Origin of the sequence: Staphylococcus sp. 8AQ (assembly GCF_902506595.1) — a bacterium.
Classification (GTDB): Bacteria; Bacillota; Bacilli; order Staphylococcales; family Staphylococcaceae; genus Staphylococcus; species Staphylococcus pasteuri.
The window spans coordinates 1365024-1386220 of record NZ_LR733871.1 but is presented as its reverse complement, the minus strand read 5'-3'; the positions used below and the strand labels follow the sequence as shown (position 1 = coordinate 1386220).

Annotated in this window: 22 protein-coding genes; 16 read left to right on the top strand and 6 right to left on the bottom strand. The window is 31.2% G+C overall.

From position 1 onward, the window contains the following. Window position 1: 1 nt before the first annotated feature. The 6 genes from gatA to dinB all read left to right on the top strand — a co-directional run bounded on the left by gatA (window position 2) and on the right by dinB (window position 7719). On the top strand, window positions 2-1459 hold the full coding sequence (gatA, locus tag GVY01_RS06865) for an Asp-tRNA(Asn)/Glu-tRNA(Gln) amidotransferase subunit GatA (protein ID WP_017637869.1): 1458 nt from the start codon (window positions 2-4) through the stop codon (window positions 1457-1459). A 12-nt stretch (window positions 1460-1471) separates the two neighbouring features. Further along, window positions 1472-2899 (top strand): Asp-tRNA(Asn)/Glu-tRNA(Gln) amidotransferase subunit GatB, encoded by a 1428-nt coding sequence (gene gatB, locus GVY01_RS06860; protein WP_017637868.1) that lies wholly within the window; start codon window positions 1472-1474, stop codon window positions 2897-2899. Between the two features lie 510 nt (window positions 2900-3409). Next, window positions 3410-4381, top strand: coding sequence for a diacylglycerol kinase (locus tag GVY01_RS06855; RefSeq protein WP_017637867.1), 972 nt, complete (start codon window positions 3410-3412; stop codon window positions 4379-4381). A 78-nt stretch (window positions 4382-4459) separates the two neighbouring features. Then, complete coding sequence (rlmD, locus tag GVY01_RS06850) at window positions 4460-5821, top strand: 23S rRNA (uracil(1939)-C(5))-methyltransferase RlmD (RefSeq protein ID WP_017637866.1); 1362 nt, start codon at window positions 4460-4462, stop codon at window positions 5819-5821. Window positions 5822-5965: 144 nt separating this feature from the next. Beyond that, window positions 5966-6508: a DUF3267 domain-containing protein gene (locus GVY01_RS06845; RefSeq protein WP_017637865.1), complete on the top strand. Its 543-nt coding sequence runs from the start codon at window positions 5966-5968 to the stop codon at window positions 6506-6508. A 140-nt stretch (window positions 6509-6648) separates the two neighbouring features. Beyond that, window positions 6649-7719 (top strand): DNA polymerase IV, encoded by a 1071-nt coding sequence (gene dinB / locus GVY01_RS06840; protein ID WP_017637864.1) that lies wholly within the window; start codon window positions 6649-6651, stop codon window positions 7717-7719. Between the two features lie 31 nt (window positions 7720-7750). On the opposite strand, the gene GVY01_RS06835 is transcribed toward dinB, so the two are convergent. Together GVY01_RS06835 and ftnA are read right to left on the bottom strand one after the other, a co-directional pair. Then, complete coding sequence (locus GVY01_RS06835; protein ID WP_017637863.1) at window positions 7751-8302, bottom strand: 3'-5' exonuclease; 552 nt, start codon at window positions 8300-8302, stop codon at window positions 7751-7753. A gap of 339 nt (window positions 8303-8641) precedes the next feature. Continuing rightward, window positions 8642-9142 (bottom strand): H-type ferritin FtnA, encoded by a 501-nt coding sequence (gene ftnA, locus GVY01_RS06830; protein WP_017637861.1) that lies wholly within the window; start codon window positions 9140-9142, stop codon window positions 8642-8644. A 194-nt stretch (window positions 9143-9336) separates the two neighbouring features. Between ftnA and GVY01_RS06825 the strand changes: the two genes are divergently transcribed. Continuing rightward, window positions 9337-10650 carry a Mur ligase family protein gene (locus GVY01_RS06825; protein WP_017637860.1) on the top strand — a complete coding sequence of 438 codons (1314 nt, stop codon included), beginning with the start codon at window positions 9337-9339 and terminating at the stop codon, window positions 10648-10650. Continuing rightward, window positions 10650-11375, top strand: coding sequence for a type 1 glutamine amidotransferase (locus GVY01_RS06820; protein ID WP_017637859.1), 726 nt, complete (start codon window positions 10650-10652; stop codon window positions 11373-11375). The genes GVY01_RS06825 and GVY01_RS06820 overlap by 1 nt, the downstream gene beginning before the upstream one ends. A 385-nt stretch (window positions 11376-11760) precedes the next feature. Here the strand turns inward: GVY01_RS06820 and GVY01_RS06815 are convergent, their stop codons facing one another. Then, window positions 11761-12747, bottom strand: coding sequence for an FUSC family protein (locus GVY01_RS06815; RefSeq protein WP_017637858.1), 987 nt, complete (start codon window positions 12745-12747; stop codon window positions 11761-11763). Between the two features lie 165 nt (window positions 12748-12912). On the opposite strand from GVY01_RS06815, the gene map reads away from it, so the two are divergent. The 5 genes from map to vraR all read left to right on the top strand — a co-directional run bounded on the left by map (window position 12913) and on the right by vraR (window position 16580). After that, window positions 12913-13668: a type I methionyl aminopeptidase gene (gene map, locus GVY01_RS06810; protein ID WP_017637857.1), complete on the top strand. Its 756-nt coding sequence runs from the start codon at window positions 12913-12915 to the stop codon at window positions 13666-13668. A 150-nt stretch (window positions 13669-13818) separates the two neighbouring features. Then, entirely contained in the window at window positions 13819-14205 is a 387-nt protein-coding gene (locus tag GVY01_RS06805; RefSeq protein WP_017637856.1) for a DUF2543 family protein, read from the top strand. A 14-nt stretch (window positions 14206-14219) separates the two neighbouring features. Beyond that, a complete protein-coding gene (vraT, locus tag GVY01_RS06800) occupies window positions 14220-14921 on the top strand; it encodes a cell wall-active antibiotics response protein VraT (protein WP_017637855.1) in 702 nt (233 codons plus the stop codon). Continuing rightward, window positions 14918-15961, top strand: a complete 1044-nt coding sequence (gene vraS, locus GVY01_RS06795; protein WP_017637854.1) for a sensor histidine kinase VraS — start codon at window positions 14918-14920, stop codon at window positions 15959-15961. The genes vraT and vraS overlap by 4 nt, the downstream gene beginning before the upstream one ends. Continuing rightward, the gene (vraR, locus tag GVY01_RS06790; protein WP_017637853.1) at window positions 15951-16580 is read left to right on the top strand and encodes a response regulator transcription factor VraR; all 630 of its coding nucleotides are present in this window, start codon (window positions 15951-15953) and stop codon (window positions 16578-16580) included. Before vraS ends, vraR begins: the two co-directional genes overlap by 11 nt. Window positions 16581-16670: 90 nt before the next feature. Here vraR and GVY01_RS06785 read toward each other — a convergent pair whose 3' ends face one another. The 3 genes from GVY01_RS06785 to GVY01_RS06775 form a co-directional block, all read right to left on the bottom strand. Next, complete coding sequence (locus tag GVY01_RS06785; RefSeq protein ID WP_017637852.1) at window positions 16671-17909, bottom strand: YihY/virulence factor BrkB family protein; 1239 nt, start codon at window positions 17907-17909, stop codon at window positions 16671-16673. Between the two features lie 289 nt (window positions 17910-18198). Beyond that, the gene (locus GVY01_RS06780) at window positions 18199-18483 is read right to left on the bottom strand and encodes a hypothetical protein (protein ID WP_017637851.1); all 285 of its coding nucleotides are present in this window, start codon (window positions 18481-18483) and stop codon (window positions 18199-18201) included. Window positions 18484-18487: 4 nt separating this feature from the next. Beyond that, the gene (locus GVY01_RS06775; protein ID WP_017637850.1) at window positions 18488-18952 is read right to left on the bottom strand and encodes a low molecular weight protein-tyrosine-phosphatase; all 465 of its coding nucleotides are present in this window, start codon (window positions 18950-18952) and stop codon (window positions 18488-18490) included. 161 nt (window positions 18953-19113) lie between these two features. Here GVY01_RS06775 and GVY01_RS06770 point away from each other — a divergent pair, with 161 nt between their 5' ends. From GVY01_RS06770 to GVY01_RS06760, 3 genes are read left to right on the top strand one after another with little or no spacing between them, the layout of a single operon-like run. Then, the gene (locus GVY01_RS06770) at window positions 19114-19296 is read left to right on the top strand and encodes a DUF1128 domain-containing protein (RefSeq protein ID WP_037555624.1); all 183 of its coding nucleotides are present in this window, start codon (window positions 19114-19116) and stop codon (window positions 19294-19296) included. Window positions 19297-19309: 13 nt separating this feature from the next. Continuing rightward, complete coding sequence (locus GVY01_RS06765; RefSeq protein WP_017637848.1) at window positions 19310-20551, top strand: aminopeptidase; 1242 nt, start codon at window positions 19310-19312, stop codon at window positions 20549-20551. 54 nt (window positions 20552-20605) lie between these two features. Continuing rightward, a complete protein-coding gene (locus tag GVY01_RS06760; protein ID WP_017637847.1) occupies window positions 20606-21136 on the top strand; it encodes an acyl-CoA thioesterase in 531 nt (176 codons plus the stop codon). The last annotated feature ends 61 nt before the right edge of the window (window positions 21137-21197 follow it).

The following is a 21197-nucleotide window of genomic DNA, read 5'->3' as shown; positions in this document are numbered from 1 at the left end:
GATGAGTATTCGCTATGAGTCTGTTGAGAATTTATTAACTTTAATTAAAAATAAAGAAATTAAGCCATCACAAATAGTTAGTGATATTTATGATGCAATTGAAGAAACAGATCCAACAATTAAATCTTTCTTAGCTTTAGATAAAGAAAACGCAATGAAAAAAGCACAAGAATTAGATGAATTACAAGAGAAAGACCAAATGGAAGGTAAGTTATTTGGTATCCCAATGGGAATTAAAGATAATATCATCACAAAAGATTTAGAAACTACTTGTGCAAGCAAAATGTTAGAAGGTTTTGTACCAATTTATGAATCTACAGTTATGAACAAATTGCATAATGAAAATGCTGTATTAATTGGTAAATTAAATATGGATGAATTCGCGATGGGTGGTTCAACAGAAACATCTTATTTCAAGAAAACTGTAAATCCATTTGATCACTCAGCTGTACCTGGTGGATCTTCTGGTGGTTCAGCAGCAGCTGTAGCAGCAGGATTAGTGCCATTTAGTTTAGGTTCAGATACTGGTGGTTCTATTCGTCAACCAGCTTCATACTGTGGAATCGTAGGTATGAAACCAACTTATGGTCGTGTATCACGTTTTGGGCTAGTTGCATTCGCATCTTCATTGGACCAAATTGGACCATTAACACGTAATGTTAAAGATAATGCTTTAGTTTTAGAAGCAATTTCTGGAATAGATGCTAATGACTCTACTAGTGCACCAGTTGATGATGTAGACTTCACTTCTGAAATTGGTAAAGATATTAAAGGCTTAAAAGTAGCTTTACCTAAAGAATATTTAGGTGAAGGTGTTAGTGAAGATGTTAAAAAATCAGTTAAAAATGCTGTAGAAACATTAAAATCACTAGGTGCTGAAGTAGAAGAAGTATCATTACCAAATACTAAATATGGTATACCATCATATTATGTAATTGCATCTTCAGAAGCATCAGCTAACTTAGCTCGCTTTGATGGTATTCGTTATGGTTATCATTCAAAAGAAGCACAATCACTTGAAGAATTATACAAAATGTCTAGATCAGAAGGTTTCGGTGATGAAGTGAAACGCCGTATCTTCTTAGGTACATTTGCATTAAGTTCAGGTTATTATGACGCTTATTATAAAAAATCACAAAAAGTTAGAACTTTAATTAAAAATGATTTTGATAAAGTGTTCGAAAATTATGATGTTGTAGTAGGACCAACAGCACCAACAACTGCATTTGATTTAGGTGACGAAATTGACGATCCATTGACAATGTATGCTAATGACTTATTAACAACACCAGTTAACTTAGCAGGTTTACCAGGTATTTCTGTTCCTTGTGGACAATCAAACGGACGCCCAATTGGATTACAATTTATAGGTAAACCGTTCGATGAAAAGACGTTATATCGTGTTGCATACCAATATGAAACACAATTCAACTTACATGACGCTTATGAAAAATTATAAGGAGTGGAAATAATGCATTTTGAAACAGTTATCGGACTTGAAGTTCACGTTGAGCTAAAAACAGACTCAAAAATGTTCTCTCCATCACCAGCGCATTTTGGAGCAGAACCTAACTCAAATACTAATGTAATTGACCTTGCATACCCTGGTGTATTACCTGTTGTAAATAGAAGAGCAGTAGATTGGGCAATGCGTGCGTCAATGGCTTTAAATATGGATATCGCAACTAATTCTAAATTTGACCGTAAAAACTATTTCTACCCAGATAATCCAAAAGCATATCAAATTTCTCAATTTGATGAACCAATTGGTGAAAATGGGTACATTGATATCGAAGTAGACGGAAAAACGAAACGTATTGGTATTACTCGTTTACACATGGAAGAAGATGCTGGTAAATCAACACATAAAGATGGTTACTCATTAGTTGATTTAAACCGTCAAGGTACACCATTAATTGAAATTGTGTCTGAACCAGATATTCGTTCTCCACAAGAGGCATATGCTTATTTAGAAAAATTACGTTCTATCATTCAATATACTGGCGTATCTGACTGTAAAATGGAAGAAGGTTCATTACGTTGTGATGCTAACATTTCTTTACGTCCTTATGGTCAAGAAGAATTCGGTACAAAAGCTGAATTGAAAAACTTAAACTCATTTAACTATGTTCGTAAAGGTTTAGAGTATGAAGAAAAACGTCAAGAAGAAGAATTATTAAATGGTGGAGAAATTGGCCAAGAAACACGTCGTTTTGATGAATCAACTGGTAAAACAATTTTAATGCGTGTAAAAGAAGGATCTGACGATTATCGTTACTTCCCAGAACCAGACATTGTACCTTTATATGTTGATGATGAGTGGAAAGAACGTGTTCGTCAAACTATTCCAGAATTACCTGATGAACGTAAAGCTAAATATGTTAATGATTTAGGATTACCCGAATATGATGCACATGTATTAACACTTACAAAAGAAATGTCTGATTTCTTTGAAGGTGCAATTGAACATGGAGCAGATGTAAAATTAACTTCAAACTGGTTAATGGGTGGCGTAAACGAATACTTGAACAAAAATCAAGTTGATTTACTAGATACTAAATTAACTCCAGAAAACTTAGCAGGTATGATTAAATTAATCGAAGACGGAACAATGAGCAGTAAAATTGCTAAAAAAGTCTTCCCAGAATTAGCTGAAAACGGTGGAGATGCTAAACAAATTATGGAAGATAAAGGCTTAGTTCAAATTTCTGACGAAGCAACTTTATTAAAATTTGTTAATGAAGCATTAGATAATAATCCTCAATCAGTCGAAGATTATAAAAATGGTAAGGGTAAAGCAATGGGCTTCTTAGTTGGACAAATTATGAAAGCTTCAAAAGGACAAGCTAACCCTCAAAAAGTAAATCAATTATTAAAACAAGAATTAGATAAAAGATAATAGGTTTGATTTTTGCTCCTATAACGATTAGTGTAAACTAATTGTTGTAGGAGTTTTTTAGTGTTTCTTTTTGTAGAATGAAGAGTGATGACTTAGTTAATAGATATATATAAGAACGACTGAATTAAAGTTCATTCATACAAAGCCATACTTTTTTGCAAAGCAAAATTAGTATGACTTACCTAATAGTTAAAGCTATTAGGTACATAAAATAACATTTGAATTAAAGTTCATGCATAAGAAAATAGAGGAACGCCTTAGATGAATTTAATGCATAAGAAAAACTAAGGTACTAAAGTACCAGAAAAGCTAAGGAACGCCTTAGCTAAAGCTAATGCATAAGAACTTCTAAGCAATAAATTGCTAAGAAAATAGAGGAACGCCTTAGCTAAAGCTAATGCATAAGAAAAACTAAGGTACTAAAGTACCAAGTTTTTCTAAAAAATACTTTTAACTCGTGAGTAAATCATTTAATATTGAATATGAGTATATGAAGTCGAGGGATATGATATGAGAAAACGAGCAAGAATTATTTATAACCCGACATCTGGTAAAGAACTTTTTAAACGAATGTTACCTGATGTTTTAATAAAATTAGAAAAAGCTGGATATGAAACTAGTGCCTATGCAACAGAGCGTGAAGGTGATGCGACGCTTGAAGCAGAACGTGCACTCTATAACAATTATAATATCTTAATTGTTGCTGGTGGGGATGGAACCTTAAATGAAGTTGTAAATGGTATTGCAGAACAACCTAATAGACCTAGATTGGGTATTATACCTATGGGTACAGTAAATGATTTTGGACGTGCCTTACATTTACCAAATGATATTATGGGTGCCTTAGATGTGATTATTGAAGGTCATAGTACTAAAGTTGATATCGGTAAAATGAACAATCGTTATTTTATCAATTTAGCAGCAGGTGGCCAACTTACACAGGTATCATATGAAACACCTAGTAAATTAAAGTCAATCGTAGGATCATTTGCCTATTACATTAAAGGATTCGAAATGTTACCACAAATGAAGGCAGTTGACTTACGCATTGAATATGATGATAAAGTCTTTCAAGGTGAAGCATTATTATTCTTATTAGGTTTAACAAATTCTATGGCAGGATTTGAAAAATTAGTTCCTGATGCAAAATTAGACGATGGTTATTACACATTAATTATTGTTGAAAAAGCTAACCTAGCAGAATTAGGGCATATCATGACCTTAGCATCAAGAGGCGAACATACAAAACATCCTAAAGTAATATATGAAAAAGCAAAATCAATCAATATTTCATCGTTTACAGATATGCAACTTAATGTTGATGGCGAATATGGTGGTAAATTACCAGCAAACTTCTTGAATTTAGAACGACATATTGATGTATTTACACCTCATGACATTCATAATGAAGAATTAATTGATCAACCAACAGTAACACCACAGTTAAAATCAGAAGATCATCAACAGAATGAAGACAAATAATAATAAATATGAAATTAACACAAGGTTAGGATAGTAAAAATAACATGTCCTAGCCTTTTCATATGTGGGGGAAAGAAATTGGAAACATTAAAGAAAAATGAAATAAAAACAGGCCAAGTTTTAGATTTAACTCATGAAGGACATGGCGTTGTCAAAATTGATAGATATCCTATATTTGTTCCTAATGCCTTAATTAACGAAACAATAGAATACAAAATTATTAAAGTGAAGAAAAATTTTGCGATAGGTAAACTTCTAAATGTAATTGTAGAGAGTGATTCTCGTGTAGAACCCCCTTGTGTTTATTATGATAAATGCGGTGGGTGTCAGCTTCAGCATATGACTTACCAAGCTCAACTCACAATGAAAAAAGAGCAAGTCATCAATTTATTTCATCGAAAAGGATCATTTAACGATACAGTTATACACGATACTGTTGGAATGGAAGACCCGTGGAGATATAGAAATAAATCACAAATACCAATTGGTTTAAATAATAATAAAAAACCTATAATGGGGTTTTACCGCCAACGTAGCCATGACATTATTGACATGGATAGTTGCTTAATTCAAGATGAGAAACATCAACAAGTTATGAATGATGTAAAACAACTCATATCTGAACTTAATATCAGTGTTTATAATGAAAAGACTAAAAAAGGTTTACTACGTCATTTGGTTGTACGAACAGGTCATTATACAAATCAAATGATGATTATATTAGTTACTAATGGCAAAGCATTCAAACAAGCCAATCAATTAGTAGAAGCGTTAGTTAAATTGCATCCCAATGTAACAAGTATTAAACAAAATATCAACGATGCACATTCAAATGTTATTATGGGGCGTAAATCTATTACACTTTATGGTACTGATGAAATTGAAGATAAGCTAAGTGAAATAACATTTAATATTAGCGATCAATCTTTCTATCAAATTAATTCACATCAAACTGAAAAACTATATAACCAAGCATTAGAATACGCTCAGTTAACGGGCAATGAAATTGTTTTGGATACGTATTGTGGTATAGGAACAATTGGTTTATATATGGCAGGAAAATCTAAGCACGTTTATGGTGTGGAAGTCGTACCATCTGCAATCAAAGACGCAGAAGAAAATGCGACTATAAACCAATTAGAAAATACAACTTTTGTCTGTGGGAAAGCAGAAGAAGTTATTCTAAAATGGAAAGCAGAAGGAATAAGACCAGATGTAGTAATGGTCGATCCACCAAGAAAAGGTTGCGATGAAACTTTCATTAAAACGTTATTAGAATTAAATCCTAAGCGTATTGTATATATTTCTTGTAATCCGTCTACACAACAACGTGATGCACAATTACTTAGTCAACAATATGATTTGAAAGAAATTACTCCAGTAGATATGTTCCCACAAACGACTCATATAGAAACAGTTGCATTATTTGAAAGAAAATAGTCTGTTTTAACTATTGTTGATTGCTATATAAAGACGATTATTAAAATTATATTACAAGCAACTTACTTTCTTGAAAATAGCTTTAGTATCGCTATTAAACGTTGTATACTAATGTTAAATTTAGAGATAAATGGAGGGTTGGTTGTGCATAAAATTGATTTGTTTCCAGATAAAATAAACTTACGTCGTTTTGTATTAATGCAAATAGTACTAGTTATGTTTGTTATTTTATTTACATATAAATGGGCTTACAAAATAACTCATATTATAGAACAAAATATTTTATTAAATCTAGTTTATGGTTTTGCGGGATTTGTGATTTTATTAATTGTTCATGAATTTATACATCATATTTTATTCATTTTATTTTCTAAAGGTGAAAAGCCTCAATTGAAATATAAAAAGGGAACAATGATATTGCAATATACTGAAAGTTGCTTTAATAGATGGCAATTTAGCATAATCATGTTAGCTCCATTAATTATCATTAGTTCTATATTGTTAGTACTTATTAGCACATATGCCTACTCATCATTAATATTTATGTTTAGTATTCACGTTGGTTATTGTGTATTTGATATTTTATTAGTTTCCCTTGCACTTGCTAGTAAATTTAAATATATTCAAAAATACGATGAAGGTTTATATTTATACCAACATAAACCTAATGAAATGCATCATGAATAATGAAAAAGGTATAATACCGCCCCTCTAATTTGAGGAGGTGGTATTTTTGTTTTGTAAAACAAAGCATGAAGTTCGTGAAATGTTGTCTTACAATTTATAATGAGAGTAATAGATAATATTGAACGAAAGGCGGTGAATACATGGAAGAAAGAAGGATTATACACATTGATATGGATTACTTTTTTGCACAAGTTGAAATGAGAGATAATCCAAAATTAAAAGGAAAACCTGTGATCGTCGGTGGCAAAGCAAGTAATAGGGGTGTGGTTTCCACAGCATCATATGAAGCAAGAAAATACGGTGTACATTCAGCTATGCCCATGTCTCAAGCGCATAAATTATGCCCGAATGGTTATTATGTTACGAGTAGATTTGATGCATATAGAGAAGCATCTAAACAAATAATGGATATATTTCGTAGTTATACTGAAATAGTTGAACCTATGTCATTAGATGAAGCGTATTTAGATATAACACATCTAGTTAGACCGGATTTACCTGCGTCAACAATTGCTAATTTCATTAGAAGAGATATTTTAGAACAAACAGAATTAACTGCTTCAGCAGGAGTTTCTTATAATAAATTTTTAGCTAAATTAGCAAGTGGTATGAATAAACCCAATGGTATTACAGTGATAGATTATAACAACGTTCACGATATATTAATGAATTTGGACATAGGGGAATTTCCAGGAGTAGGTAAAGCGTCTGAAAAGGTTATGCATAATAATAATATCTTTACAGGGCAAGATTTATATAATAAGGATGAGTTTGAATTAATACGTTTATTTGGTAAGAGAGGACGAGGTCTATATAATAAGGCAAGAGGTATAGATTACAATGAGGTGAAAGCTACAAGAATACGTAAGTCAGTTGGAACTGAACGTACTTTTGCAACAGACGTAAATGATGATGATGAAATCTTGAGAAAGGTTTGGGAATTATCAGGGAAAACAGCAGAGAGACTTAATAAATTACAAAAATCCGGAAAAACGGTGACAGTTAAAATTAAAACATACCAATATGAAACACTCTCAAAGCAGACAAGTCTAAGAGATCCAGTTAATTCAGAGACTGATATATATAATATTGCTTATACGCTTTATACAGAATTAAAAGATCCTGATATACCAATCCGATTAATTGGTGTAACAGTAGGAAATTTAGAGCAATCAGCTTATCGAAATATGACAATATATGACTTTTTATAAAGGCTAGTAATGTAAGTAAAATACTTCATTATTAGCCTTTATCTTTTAAATCTTTACCATAAATATTTAACATACTAGACAAATCATCATAGTGTTTTAATAATCGAAATGTAATCATAGCACAAGCTTTAGCATCATTTAATGCATCATGATGACCGTGAAAATCTAACTTATAAAAATCCATCATATGTTTCAATCCATATCGGTGAGATTGAACCGTGCGTTTGGCCAATTGATATGAACAGAAATAGGTAAGATGGGGTGTTTCTAAACCAATTGATTGAATACTTTGATGCAATACATTCATATCAAATGCTGCATTATGTGCAACTACGGGAAGTTCCTCTATAAATTGCATCATATATGGATATACATAAGCGAAATCAGGAGAAGAGACTACATCTTCAGGGTGAATACCATGAACATTAATATTTTGTTCTGAGAAGTAATCATTTGGATTAACTAATGTATGGAATGATTCTGTAATTTTATTATCAATGACTTTGACCATACCTACTGAACAGATACTGGTACGTTTACCGTTAGCAGTTTCAAAGTCCAACGCAACAAATGCATTTTTCATTTTGTATATGACAACTCCTTTAATACATGACTAATATCATTTACTTTACATCAAAATGAGTTTAAATCATAATAAATCAGACTTCATAAAACATATTTTAAATTAGAGAAAGAGATGAGTTAATAGTTATTAAAATAGGAAAAGGATGAATAGATGGTCTATACCAAAATGACACATATCACTTATGTAGAACAACCAATTAAAGAAGTAATAAGGAAAGCACCACAACCTCCTCAAAAAAGAAAAGGTTTGTCTCCTAAATAAGTTAGGAAACAAACCTTTTAGTTATTATTCAACTATTAAAAAATAACTTTTAGAGTTCAATAAAACCTAATTGTATTATTCTTCGTCGAATGAACGTGTTGCTAGTTCTTTTTCATAAAGATATAAAGTATTGCAATCGTCGCCGATACGATTTAAATAATCGATGTGTGTTTCAAACATTGATTCTTCTTCAACTTGTTCATCTAAGAACCAATTTAAGAATGAAATAGTAGCGTAGTCTTTTTCTCTATGTGCAATTTCAGATAAATTATAGAAACGTTTTGTAACATCTTGTTCTTGAGCTAAACCATCTTTAAATGTTTCTAAAATAGAATTGAAATCAACTTTAGGTGCTGGTAATGCTGTAAATTTAGCATGACCACCACGATCATTAATGTAGTCATAGATTTTTTTACCATGGAATCTTTCTTCTTTTGCTTGTTGAATGTAGAAATTTGCGAAACCTTCATATGATTCTGAATCGCAATAAGATGCCATCGCCATATATGCGTGAGCAGCAAAATACTCATGATTCATTTGTTCATTTAATGCATCTAAAAGTTCTTTGTTTAACATTTTTATTCACCTCATATTAAATAATTTAATTACTTTCCTTACTAACTAAACTGAGTATAACAAACTTATTCTCATTCGTAAATAATAATTATTATAATCTAGGGTGCATTTTTATCTTTTTAATTGAGAATCTTTTTAGTTATACCCTCTGCGTGTTATAATTATGCGAGTGAATAGTAATAGGGAGGAAACAAATGAGACAATGGACTGCAACCCATTTAGCGAAGTTAGCGCGTAAGGCAAGTAGAGCCGTGGGTAAAAATGGAACTGACTTACCAGGTCAAATCGCACGTAGAGTCGATCAAAATATATTAAGAAAATTAGCCGAACAAGTAGATGATATTGTATTTATTAGTGGTACTAACGGAAAAACGACGACATCTAACTTAATTGGACACACATTAAAAGCCAATCATATCGATATTATCCATAACAATGAAGGTGCGAACATGGCAGCAGGAATTACATCCGCCTTTATTATGCAAACAACAAAGCAAACAAAAATTGCAATTATTGAAATAGATGAGGGATCAATACCACGAGTACTTAAAGAAGTAACGCCGTCAATGATGGTATTTACCAACTTCTTTAGAGACCAAATGGACAGATTTGGTGAAATAGACATCATGGTTAACAATATTGCTAAATCAATTAGCGATAAAGGTATCAAATTATTATTAAATGCCGATGACCCGTTTGTTAGTCGTCTTAAAATTGCTAGTGAAACACGTGTTTATTATGGCATGAAAGCACACGCACATGAATTTGAACAAAGTACTATGAACGAAAGTAGATATTGTCCAAATTGTGGTCGTTTACTTGAATACGATTATATCCATTACAATCAAATCGGTCATTATCATTGTGAATGCGGATTTAAGCGTGAACAACCTAAATATGAAGTGACTTCATTTGAAACTTCACCATTCCTTAAATTAAATATTGGTGAAACGTCATTTAATATGAAAATAGCAGGGGATTTTAATGCTTATAATGCGCTAGCAGCATATACTGTTTTAAGAGAACTTGGTTTAAATGATGAATCTATTCAAAAAGGTTTTGAAACATATACCTCTGACAATGGACGTATGCAATACTTCTCATTGAACCAAAAAGAAGCAATGATTAATTTAGCGAAAAATCCAGCTGGAATGAATGCTAGCTTATCAGTAGGTGAACAATTAGAAGGACGTAAAGTGTATGTTATTAGTTTAAATGACAATGCTGCAGATGGTCGAGACACTTCTTGGATATATGATGCTGATTTTGAGAAGTTAAGTAATCAAGATATAGAAGCTATCATAGTAACAGGAAATCGTGCTGAAGAATTACAATTAAGATTGAAATTAGCAGAAGTAGATGTTCCAGTAGTACTTGAAAGAGATATTTATAAAGCAACTGCTAAAACAATGGATTACACAGGATTTACTGTTGCCATTCCAAACTATACTTCATTATCACCAATGCTAGAACAATTGAATCGTTCTTTTGAAGGAGGACAATCATAATGAAGCATGAATTGACAATTTATCATTTTATGTCTGATAAATTAAACTTATACAGCGATATAGGTAATATTATCGCATTAAAAATGAGAGCTAAAAAACGTGATATTCAGCTTAAAGTTGTTGAGATCAATGAAACAGACAATGTTACATTTGATGACTGTGATATCTTCTTTATCGGTGGGGGAAGTGATCGTGAACAATCACTAGCAACGAAACAATTAAGTAAAATTAAAACACCACTGAAAGAAGCAATTGAAGATGGTATGCCAGGTCTGACAATTTGTGGTGGCTATCAATTTTTAGGAACAAAATATATTACACCTGATGGGACAGAACTTGATGGTTTAGGCATTTTAGACTTTTATACTGAATCCAAAGAAGATCGCTTAACTGGAGATATTATTATAGAAAGTGATACATTTGGTACAATTGTAGGATTTGAAAACCATGGCGGTAGAACATTCCATAATTTTGGTACTTTAGGACATGTGACACATGGATACGGTAATAATGATACAGATCGACAAGAAGGTATTCATTATAAGAACTTATTAGGAACATATTTACATGGTCCGATTTTACCTAAAAATCATGAAATCACTGATTACCTATTAGAGAAAGCCTGTGAAAGAAAAGGTATTCCATTTGAACCAAAACAATTAGACAACACAGAAGAAGAAGCGGCTAAACAAGTTTTAATTGATCGTGCAAACAAAAATAAATAAGTATTAAAACATGTCGTGACATATCATTTGTGGGGATAAGAACTGAAGTTTCCATTGGTAGTGTAAGTTGAGTCATGTTATAATCTTTATACATAAGGCACCTCGTTAATTTAGTTTAGTGATGTTTATTAAATTATACGAAAGGGCCTTATTTTTTAAAGTGTTTTGATGTAAAATTACATATAAATTCGATGTATTTTGGCGAGACACTTAAGGGAACAGGACAAGCTGAAGACTACAGGCTGAAGCTGTCCCCTAAGAAAGCGAGCCGATAATACGAAGTATTATAAATAAAGAAGCCAGTCAATGAGTTTTTTGGATAAACTCATTGACTGGCTATTTTTCTAGGATTTATGTCCTAGTCTCTTTCATTTGAAAATATTTTTTACGCATAGCGATGATCTAATATTTTATAAATTAATAAAATTACATATATAAGATGACTTTTAATTTGATTCTGATCGAATTCTTCAAGTTGTTTTACTGAAGATTTTAAAGTTGAAGCTGATTTACGTTCACGCTTAAATGTACCATCACATAGAATGTGGCTAATACTTGTACTTATTTTTAATATTGCTAACTTTTCATCTGGAGTAAAGAATACATAGGCATCTTTAGGTAAATAAATAATATTGGCTAGGTGTGTCATTAATAATCTATTAGTATAAGCCCTACTAGTTAGTTTATTAAGCTTTTTCCAATCTTCGGCTTTATTTTGATGATAAGTAAGTTCATCACGTTGATATCCAGTTAATAAGTCAATTTTTTGGTTTAAGTTACTAATTTGAATGATTTTTTTATTACTTTTATCAGATTGAAATCGTCCAAGTAGTAACTCATGACAACGTTGGTTAAATAAGTCATACATTTTATCTTCAGATCTATATAGATTATCTTCTAATTGACTATAGTATTTAGGCGGTAAAATCATAAAATTTACAAGTCCTGCAGTAACAAGTCCAATTAAAGCAGTTAATAAACGTGAAAAGAAATTAAATACATAAGCTTCATGTATACCAGGTATCATAGCAACTGAAGTTAAAACAGCAACTGTTGTACCAACTTGTAGATTTAATTTAGTACAAGCCAATATCGTAAACGTTGCACTACAGGCGTATGCAAACGGTGATTGATCCCCAAAAATAAATGTAAATACAACAGCAAATAAAGCTCCAATAACTGTAGCTGGTAAACGACGATAGCCTTTTTTAATAGATGCTTTAGCAGTAGGCTCTATGGTTACGATTGCTGTTAATATGGCAAAAATTGGTGTTAAGTTTAATAACATACAAAACACAGTAGTAAAGAAGGTTGCTAAGCCTGTCTTAATTGTACGTGCACCAATAATATGTTTATACCATTTTTCATTCAAGTTGTTGTCCCCCTTAAAAAGGGAATTTTTAAAACGTAGATCGCTTTTTCAAATTCTCTTTCTTATACAAACAAAATAAATACTTTATAATGCATTCATATTTAGTATATCAAAAAATTTTTGCTATAATAAGATAGAATATAAATATAAAGGAACGGGATAAAAATGATTGTAAAAACAGATGAAGAACTACAAGCTCTAAAAGAAATTGGATATATTTGCGCTAAAGTAAGAGATACAATGCAAGCTGAAACTAAACCAGGCATTACAACTAAAGAATTAGACAATATTGCAAAAGAATTGTTTGAAGAACATGGCGCATTATCTGCACCAATTCATGACGAAAACTTCCCAGGTCAAACATGTATTAGTGTGAATGAAGAAGTCGCTCACGGTATTCCAGGGAAACGTATTATTCGTGAAGGTGACTTAGTTAATATTGATGTATCAGCACTAAAAAACGGATTTTATGCTGATACAGGCATTTCATTTGTTGTAGGTGAAGCATCAGATCCTTTAAAACAAAAGGTATGTGATGTAGCGACAATGGCATTTGAAAATGCAATGGCTAAAGTGAAACCAGGCACGAAATTAAGTAATATTGGTAAAGCAGTTCATGCAACTGCGCGTCAAAATGATTTAACAGTTATTAAGAATTTAACAGGTCACGGAGTAGGTCAATCATTACATGAAGCACCTAATCATGTCATGAACTACTATGATCCAAAAGATAAAACATTATTAAAAGAAGGACTTGTCATTGCAGTTGAGCCATTTATTTCATCTAAAGCTACGTTTGTAACTGAAGGTAAAAATGAATGGGCATTTGAAACAAGTGATAAAAGTTATGTTGCTCAAATTGAACATACTGTCATTGTTACTAAAGATGGTCCTTTACTAACAACAAAAATAGATAATTAATATAAAATTAAGACAGTCCTTAAATAATTAAAGTAAATGATTATGATTTAATCTAGGACTAAAGGACTAATACGATATGGTTCCGGAGCCTATTACTTAAGGTTTCGGAATTGTTTTATAATAGAACCTAATCAATGGTGAGGTGGTTCTATGAATTATATGGAGAATTATTTAAATCACATTTTTAAATCGTCATTAAGATATAATATCGATGAATATAAAATGAAACTAGATAAAAAAATAAAAAGTATTGAAAGTTATATAGCATATTTAAATGGGAAGAGAGCACAGCTCAAAAAGTTAATTGACAGTATATCTTTAGCATTAGAAAATAAATATATAGATATAGCAGATTTATATAATATCCAATGTGCAGAAGAAGTACATGATCATGAAATTGCAGCATTAAGAAATTACTTAAATCATATTGAGGCTTATTATGCACAAATAGAAACTAAAATAAGTGAACAGACAAAAGAAAAAATGACTATTGAAAAAGAGTGTCATTTAATTCATTATATGAGTGCTGTGGCATAGAAAGGTGGCGAACCATGACCCATAAATATATATCAACAGAATTGTTGATAGTTTTTACAGCATTAATGATTATTGCTAATTTTTATTATATATTCTTTGAAAAGATAGGGTTCCTACTCGTTTTACTATTAGGATGCGTGCTAGTTTATGTAGGATATATATATTTTCATAAAGTGAGGGGCTTGCTTGCATTTTGGATTGGTGCACTATTAATCGCTTTCACTTTATTGTCTAATAAATATACGATTATCATTTTATTTATATTTTTATTATTGCTAATTGTTAGATACTTAATTTTTAAATTCAAACCATTAAAAGTAACGGCAACAGAAGAGGAAGTGTCATCTCCAGCATTCATTAAACAGAAATGGTTTGGAGAACAACGAACACCTGTCTATGTATATAAATGGGAAGATGTCCAAATTCAACATGGAATTGGTGACATTCATATTGATTTAACAAAAGCAGCAAATATCAAAGATAATAATACTATTGTTGTTAGACATATATTAGGTAAGGTACAAGTGATCGTACCATTAAATTATAATATCAATATACATGCAGCTGCATTTTATGGATCAGCATATGTTAATGAAAAATCATATAAAATAGAGAATAATAATATACATGTTGAAGAGAAAACTAAAGAAGAAAATTACACTGTCAATGTCTACGTATCAACATTTATTGGAGACGTAGAGGTGATTTATAGATGAATCACTATATAAGAGCAATAGGCTCTATGCTCATTTTAACGTATAGTATGTTAACCGCATTTTTATTTATTGATAAAGTATTTGTTAACATCATCTATTTTCAAGGTATGTTCTATACACAGATTTTTGGCATACCTGTATTCTTATTTTTAAATATCATAGTGATATTATTATGTATCATTGTAGGCTCTGTTTTAGCTTATAAAATTAATCAACAGAATGACTGGATTAATTCTCAAATAGAACGATCTATTGAAGGTGAAACAGTTGGTATCAATGACCAAAATATAGAATTATATAGTGAAACACTGGAAATATATCATACACTTGTACCATTAAATCAGGAATTACATCGATTAAGAATGAAAACACAAAATTTAACAAATGAAAACTACAACATGAACGATGTAAAAGTTAAAAAGATTATTGAAGATGAACGGCAGCGTCTAGCTAGAGAATTACATGACTCAGTAAGTCAACAATTATTCGCTGCGAGTATGATGTTATCAGCGATTAAAGAAACTAAATTAGAACCCCCATTAGACCAACAAATTCCAGTTTTAGAGAAAATGGTACAAGATTCACAACTTGAAATGAGAGCTTTATTATTACATTTACGACCTCTAGGGTTGAAAGATAAGTCCTTAGGTGAAGGAATTAAAGATTTAGTTATAGATCTTCAAAAGAAAGTTCCGATGAAAGTTGTACATGAAATACAAGAATTTAAAGTTCCTAAAGGTATCGAAGATCATTTATTTAGAATTACTCAAGAAGCTATTTCAAATACATTAAGACATTCTAATGGCACTAGAGTGACGGTTGAACTATTTAATAAGCAAGATTATTTATTATTACGTATACAAGATAATGGTAAAGGCTTTAATGTAGATGAAAAATTGGAACAAAGCTATGGTTTAAAAAATATGAGAGAACGTGCATTAGAAATTGGTGCTACATTCCATATCGTTTCGTTACCTGATTCCGGAACACGTATAGAAGTTAAAGCCCCATTGAACAAGGAGGATTCTTATGGCGATTAAAGTATTATTTGTAGATGACCATGAAATGGTTAGGATAGGGATATCAAGTTATTTATCAACACAATCCGACATTGAAGTAGTAGGTGAAGGAGAATCTGGTAAAGATGCAATAGCTAAAGCGCATGAATTGCAACCCGATTTAATATTGATGGATTTACTAATGGATGATATGGATGGTGTAGAAGCTACAACAGAAATAAAAAAAGATTTACCACAAATTAAAGTAGTTATGTTAACAAGTTTTATTGAAGATAAAGAAGTTTATCGTGCTTTAGATGCAGGTGTAGATAGTTATATTTTAAAAACAACTAGTGCAAGTGATATAGCTGAAGCGGTTCGTAAAACTTATAATGGTGAATCTGTTTTTGAACCAGAAGTATTAGTGAAAATGCGAAATAGAATGAAAAAACGTGCAGAATTATATGAAATGTTAACAGAAAGAGAAATGGAAATCTTATTATTAATTGCAAAAGGTTATTCCAATCAGGAAATTGCTAGTGCTTCACATATTACAATTAAAACTGTTAAAACACATGTTAGTAATATATTAAGTAAATTAGAAGTACAAGATAGAACACAAGCTGTAATTTATGCATTTCAACATAATCTTATCCAATAAAGATAGTTATTACATGATATAAAATTTTACAAACAAATAGGCCAAGCGGTTGATGAACATCAATCCGTCTTGGCCTTTAATATATAATAATTAAGAATTTTTATCTTCTTCGGAATCATTATTTTTAAATTTATCTACAATTTTATCTTTAATTGTACTTTGATCTTCTTGGTACTTATCTTTAGCATCTTTATCGATATTATAATCTTCTTGTGAACCTAATTCACGGTTATCATTATATTCATAAGTTGTATCTTCATTATAATGATTTTGGTTGTTATCATCATGTTTTAAAGCAGCTTCTTCAGGTGTTTCGCCTTTAATTACATTACGTTGATGAATGATAGCATTAATTTCTGCTCCAATGATAATAATAAAGCTTGTTAAGTATAACCAGATCAGTAAAATAATAATACCAGCGATACTACCATAAGTTTTAGAATAATTACCAAAGTTAGAAATATACCATCCAAATGCAAATGAACCTAGTAACCAAATGACTGATGTAAATATTGCACCTGGTAATACTGAACGAAATTTAGTTTTAACATTAGGTGCTACCGAATACAATACTATAAATAATAGTAAAATAATGATTAGAGGTAATACCACTCTAAGTAAAGTAAATATCCATTTAATTTGTGAGTCTAAACCTAATGGACCGAATAAATAATGACTAATAGCAGAACCAAGGGTAGGTAAAGCCATAGCTATTAAAAATACAAATCCCATTACAATAGTAAATACAACACTTAAAAGCTTAAGTAAAATACCATTTCGGCTATCTTCAACATCGTAAGCAACGTTAAATGAATTCATAATGGCAGTCATACCATTTGATGCAGACCATATTGCTAAGATCAGACCGACAGATAGTAAGCCGCCACTTGAATTTTTAGTAACATCGCCTATAACACTTTTAATAATTGATGATGTTTCTGATGGTGCACTACTTAACATATCAGTAATACGACTTTGATCGATATTAAAAACTGGTAATAAAGTCAATAAGAAAATGAGCATAGGGAACATAGCAAGAACAAAGTGATATGTCATTTGAGCTGCTAAACCTGATGCATCGTCCTTACCAATTCTATATACCAAATAAGAGAAAAAGTTCGAATCTTTAGTATACTTTGCAGGTTTGTTTAATCTTGAAAGGAAGAATACCTGATTCTTCTTTTTTGGTGTCTTAGATTGAAATTCTTGAGGTTCAATGTATGTACGATCGACTTTAATTTTGTTATCACTATTTTGTTGATCTTTGTTATCTTCATATTCTTTAGCAGAATTAAGGAAGTTGGAACTTGTTTTTTCTTTCTTTGACATAACAATCTCCTTTAATAATTTGAATATTATATTTAAACACATTTTAATTTAATTAAAATTGTAAAGAAAGGGAGTGAGATGAAGTTGAGTTAATTTTTGGTTATTGGAGACTAATTTTAGTTACCAATAAGCTAAAAATCATTTAATAGCTCAACCTCTAAACTCACCCCCGTTTCAATGGAGTGGGATAACAGTTATTGAATATCTTCACTCTATTTGAATAGTTAATTAAGAAATAGTGATTTATTATTACAAAATTCTAATTCATAATTCATCTAATAATTAACTATTATTTTCCAATACGCTCATTTTTTCTATTAACAAAAGTATCTTTTGCATCTTTAATAGAACGTTCTAACTCTGGGTTATTACGACGAATTTCTTCGATAACATCTTTCCAGTACATAACTTCATCTTTAATGCTACTTACTTTAGAAGGTTTTTGAGATTTTTTACCTTCTTTAACATTTGAGAATGATTGTTTTAAAGAATTACGAGTTGATTTATCAGCTAATGTTGCTACGCCACCGATAACAGCGCCTAATAATACTCCAGGAATGAATTTGTTTTCCATAATTTTACCCCTCTTTCAAATTTGCATCTTTGACGATGTAATCAATTAAATTATCACATGATGATTGTACCATTTTATAAACACCTTCGAAATTGTTAGTGTAATATGGATCAGGTACATCACTTTCTTTCATATTACTAAATTCTAGTAATTTGAACAATTGTCCTTTTATGCTAGGATTAATTGCTTTAATATTTTCTACATTACTTTGATCCATTGCAATAATATAGTCAAAATCATCTGTTGGTTCAAAAAGTTCACTAATCATACCATCAAATGGAATGCCGTGTGTATTTAAAATCTTTTGAGTCCCTTCGTGAGGGGGCTCACCTAAATTCCATTTTCCAGTGCCACGAGAGTGAACTTTAACACCAGTTATACCTCTGTCTTGTAGTCTTTGCCTCATGATTGCTTCAGCCATTGGAGAACGGCAGATATTACCAAGACATACGAAAGCTACGTCTACCATATTAATTCCTCCAAACTATGTAATTATATCCCCATTTTACTGGTTCTTCAAACAATTAGAAAGCAAATTTTTTCAAATTCTATTAAAGTTCCATAAATTATGTTAGTTTGATAGAATACTAAGGTAAAGAGGTGAGAAGTTTGGCAACTACAAATGAAGAAATGATTACCGAAATAAGACAAAAGTTAAATATAGTTAATAAAGCGCTTATTGATCCTGATAAATTTAAAGATGCTGATCAAAATGAAATTAAAGAAATACATCAATTTGTAACTTCAAAAGATTCATTTTCACCTAGCGAAGTGACTGCTATTGCAGATGCACTAGGAGAATTAAGACAATAAAGGAGGAGTCTAAATGAGTAACTACCAAGAAAAATTGAAACAGTATGCCAAACTACTAGTTAAAGTAGGCATGAATGTTCAAGAAAAACAGCCAGTATTTATACGCTCATCTGTCGAAGCTTTAGAATTAACTCATCTAGTTGTAGAAGAGTCATATAAAGCTGGTGCATCAGATGTAAGAGTCGATTATTCAGACCCAAAATTAAAACGTATGAAATTTGAATACGAAACTGTAGACCATTTTGAGAATAATGAAGTTAAATCTTATGATGTTAATGCACGTATGGATTATGTAGAAAGAGGCGCTGCAAACCTTGCAATATTAACTGAAGACCCAGATTTATTAAATGGTATTGATTCTAATAAATTGAAAGCATTTCAATTGCAATATTCCAAAGGTTATAAAGGATATATGGAAGCAAGCCAAAAAAATCAATTTCCTTGGGTGGTTGCAGCATTTCCATCAAAAGCATGGGCTCAAAGAGTATACCCTGATAAATCAGTAGAAGAAGCTTATGAAACATTTATAGAAGAAGTGTTTGATATAGTAAGAGTAGATGGTAATGACCCTGTAGAAAATTGGAAAATACATGTAAGTAATTTAAGTAAACATGCTAAAAGAATGCAAGATAAACAATATAAAGCGTTACATTATATTTCTGAAGGTACAGATTTAGTTGTAGGGTTACCACAGGGACATATATGGGAAGATGCTACTAGCTATGTAAATGGAAATCAACAAGCATTTATTGCTAATATCCCTACAGAAGAAGTGTTCACAGCGCCAGATAGAAATAATGTAAATGGTTATGTAACAAATAAATTACCATTAAGCTTTAACGGTAATATCATTGACGGTTTCACTTTAACATTTAAAGATGGAGTTGTTGTTGATTTTAAAGCAGAAAAGGGCGAAGATGTCTTAAAAGATTTATTAAATACAGATGAAGGTGCACGTAGATTGGGAGAAGTAGCACTAGTACCAGATGATTCTCCAATTTCAAATAGAAACACTATTTTTTATAATACGTTATTTGATGAAAATGCATCCTGTCATCTAGCGTTAGGATCTGCTTACGGTTTCAACATTAAAGGTGGAACTGAAATGACAACTGAAGAAAAAATTGCAAGTGGTTTAAATGATTCAAATGTTCATGAAGATTTCATGATAGGTAGTGCTGATTTAACCATTTATGGTATTTTAGAAGATGGCTCAAAAGAACTCGTTTTCGAAAACGGAAATTGGGCAAAATAAGTCGTAAATACCAAGTACAGTAGGGAAATTTCATAGAGAGATAGGAAGATATGAATGACTAAAGAACAAGTAAATAAAAAAGCAATGTCTGAATCTAAAAGTATTAAAACAAGTCAAGTGTATCCACAAGATACTAATCATCTTCATACGATGTTTGGCGGTATTTTAATGGCAAATGTAGATGAAATTGCAGCAATTACTGCTGTGAAACATGCTGGTAATTCAGTAGTAACTGCCTCAACAGATTCAGTAGATTTCTTATTACCAATCAAGAATGGGGACATCCTTTCATACGAAGCAATGGTTTCTTATACGGGTAGTAGTTCAATGGAAATTTGTGTGCAAATTATTATTGAAGATGTCTTTGAAGGAGAACGTAAATTAGCTGCACTTAGCTTTTTAACCTTTGTAGCTTTAGATGAGAATGGTAAACCTGTACGCGTTCCTCAAGTGTATCCAGAAGATAAAGTTGAAAAATGGTTCCATGAAACAGCTCCTCAACGTGTCGCTCGTCGCAAAGAACGACGTGATGAAAGTAAAAACACTATTGAGTATTTATCTAAAATTCAACATATTGAAAATTAGATAAAAGCTTATTTAGAATTGCATATAAATAGACCTAATGAAACTATAAATTTTTCATTAG

Bases quoted from the DNA above. Each gene is read 5' to 3' on its own strand.
- gatA (WP_017637869.1), top strand. From the start codon at position 2: ATGAGTATTCGCTATGAGTCTGTTGAGAATTTATTAACTTTAATTAAA.
- gatB (WP_017637868.1), top strand. From the start codon at position 1,472: ATGCATTTTGAAACAGTTATCGGACTTGAAGTTCACGTTGAGCTAAAA.
- GVY01_RS06855 (WP_017637867.1), top strand. From the start codon at position 3,410: ATGAGAAAACGAGCAAGAATTATTTATAACCCGACATCTGGTAAAGAA.
- dinB (WP_017637864.1), top strand. From the start codon at position 6,649: ATGGAAGAAAGAAGGATTATACACATTGATATGGATTACTTTTTTGCA.
- GVY01_RS06835 (WP_017637863.1), bottom strand. From the start codon at position 8,302: ATGAAAAATGCATTTGTTGCGTTGGACTTTGAAACTGCTAACGGTAAA.
- ftnA (WP_017637861.1), bottom strand. From the start codon at position 9,142: ATGTTAAACAAAGAACTTTTAGATGCATTAAATGAACAAATGAATCAT.
- GVY01_RS06825 (WP_017637860.1), top strand. From the start codon at position 9,337: ATGAGACAATGGACTGCAACCCATTTAGCGAAGTTAGCGCGTAAGGCA.
- GVY01_RS06820 (WP_017637859.1), top strand. From the start codon at position 10,650: ATGAAGCATGAATTGACAATTTATCATTTTATGTCTGATAAATTAAAC.
- map (WP_017637857.1), top strand. From the start codon at position 12,913: ATGATTGTAAAAACAGATGAAGAACTACAAGCTCTAAAAGAAATTGGA.
- GVY01_RS06805 (WP_017637856.1), top strand. From the start codon at position 13,819: ATGAATTATATGGAGAATTATTTAAATCACATTTTTAAATCGTCATTA.
- vraT (WP_017637855.1), top strand. From the start codon at position 14,220: ATGACCCATAAATATATATCAACAGAATTGTTGATAGTTTTTACAGCA.
- vraS (WP_017637854.1), top strand. From the start codon at position 14,918: ATGAATCACTATATAAGAGCAATAGGCTCTATGCTCATTTTAACGTAT.
- vraR (WP_017637853.1), top strand. From the start codon at position 15,951: ATGGCGATTAAAGTATTATTTGTAGATGACCATGAAATGGTTAGGATA.
- GVY01_RS06785 (WP_017637852.1), bottom strand. From the start codon at position 17,909: ATGTCAAAGAAAGAAAAAACAAGTTCCAACTTCCTTAATTCTGCTAAA.
- GVY01_RS06780 (WP_017637851.1), bottom strand. From the start codon at position 18,483: ATGGAAAACAAATTCATTCCTGGAGTATTATTAGGCGCTGTTATCGGT.
- GVY01_RS06775 (WP_017637850.1), bottom strand. From the start codon at position 18,952: ATGGTAGACGTAGCTTTCGTATGTCTTGGTAATATCTGCCGTTCTCCA.
- GVY01_RS06770 (WP_037555624.1), top strand. From the start codon at position 19,114: ATGATTACCGAAATAAGACAAAAGTTAAATATAGTTAATAAAGCGCTT.
- GVY01_RS06765 (WP_017637848.1), top strand. From the start codon at position 19,310: ATGAGTAACTACCAAGAAAAATTGAAACAGTATGCCAAACTACTAGTT.
- GVY01_RS06760 (WP_017637847.1), top strand. From the start codon at position 20,606: ATGACTAAAGAACAAGTAAATAAAAAAGCAATGTCTGAATCTAAAAGT.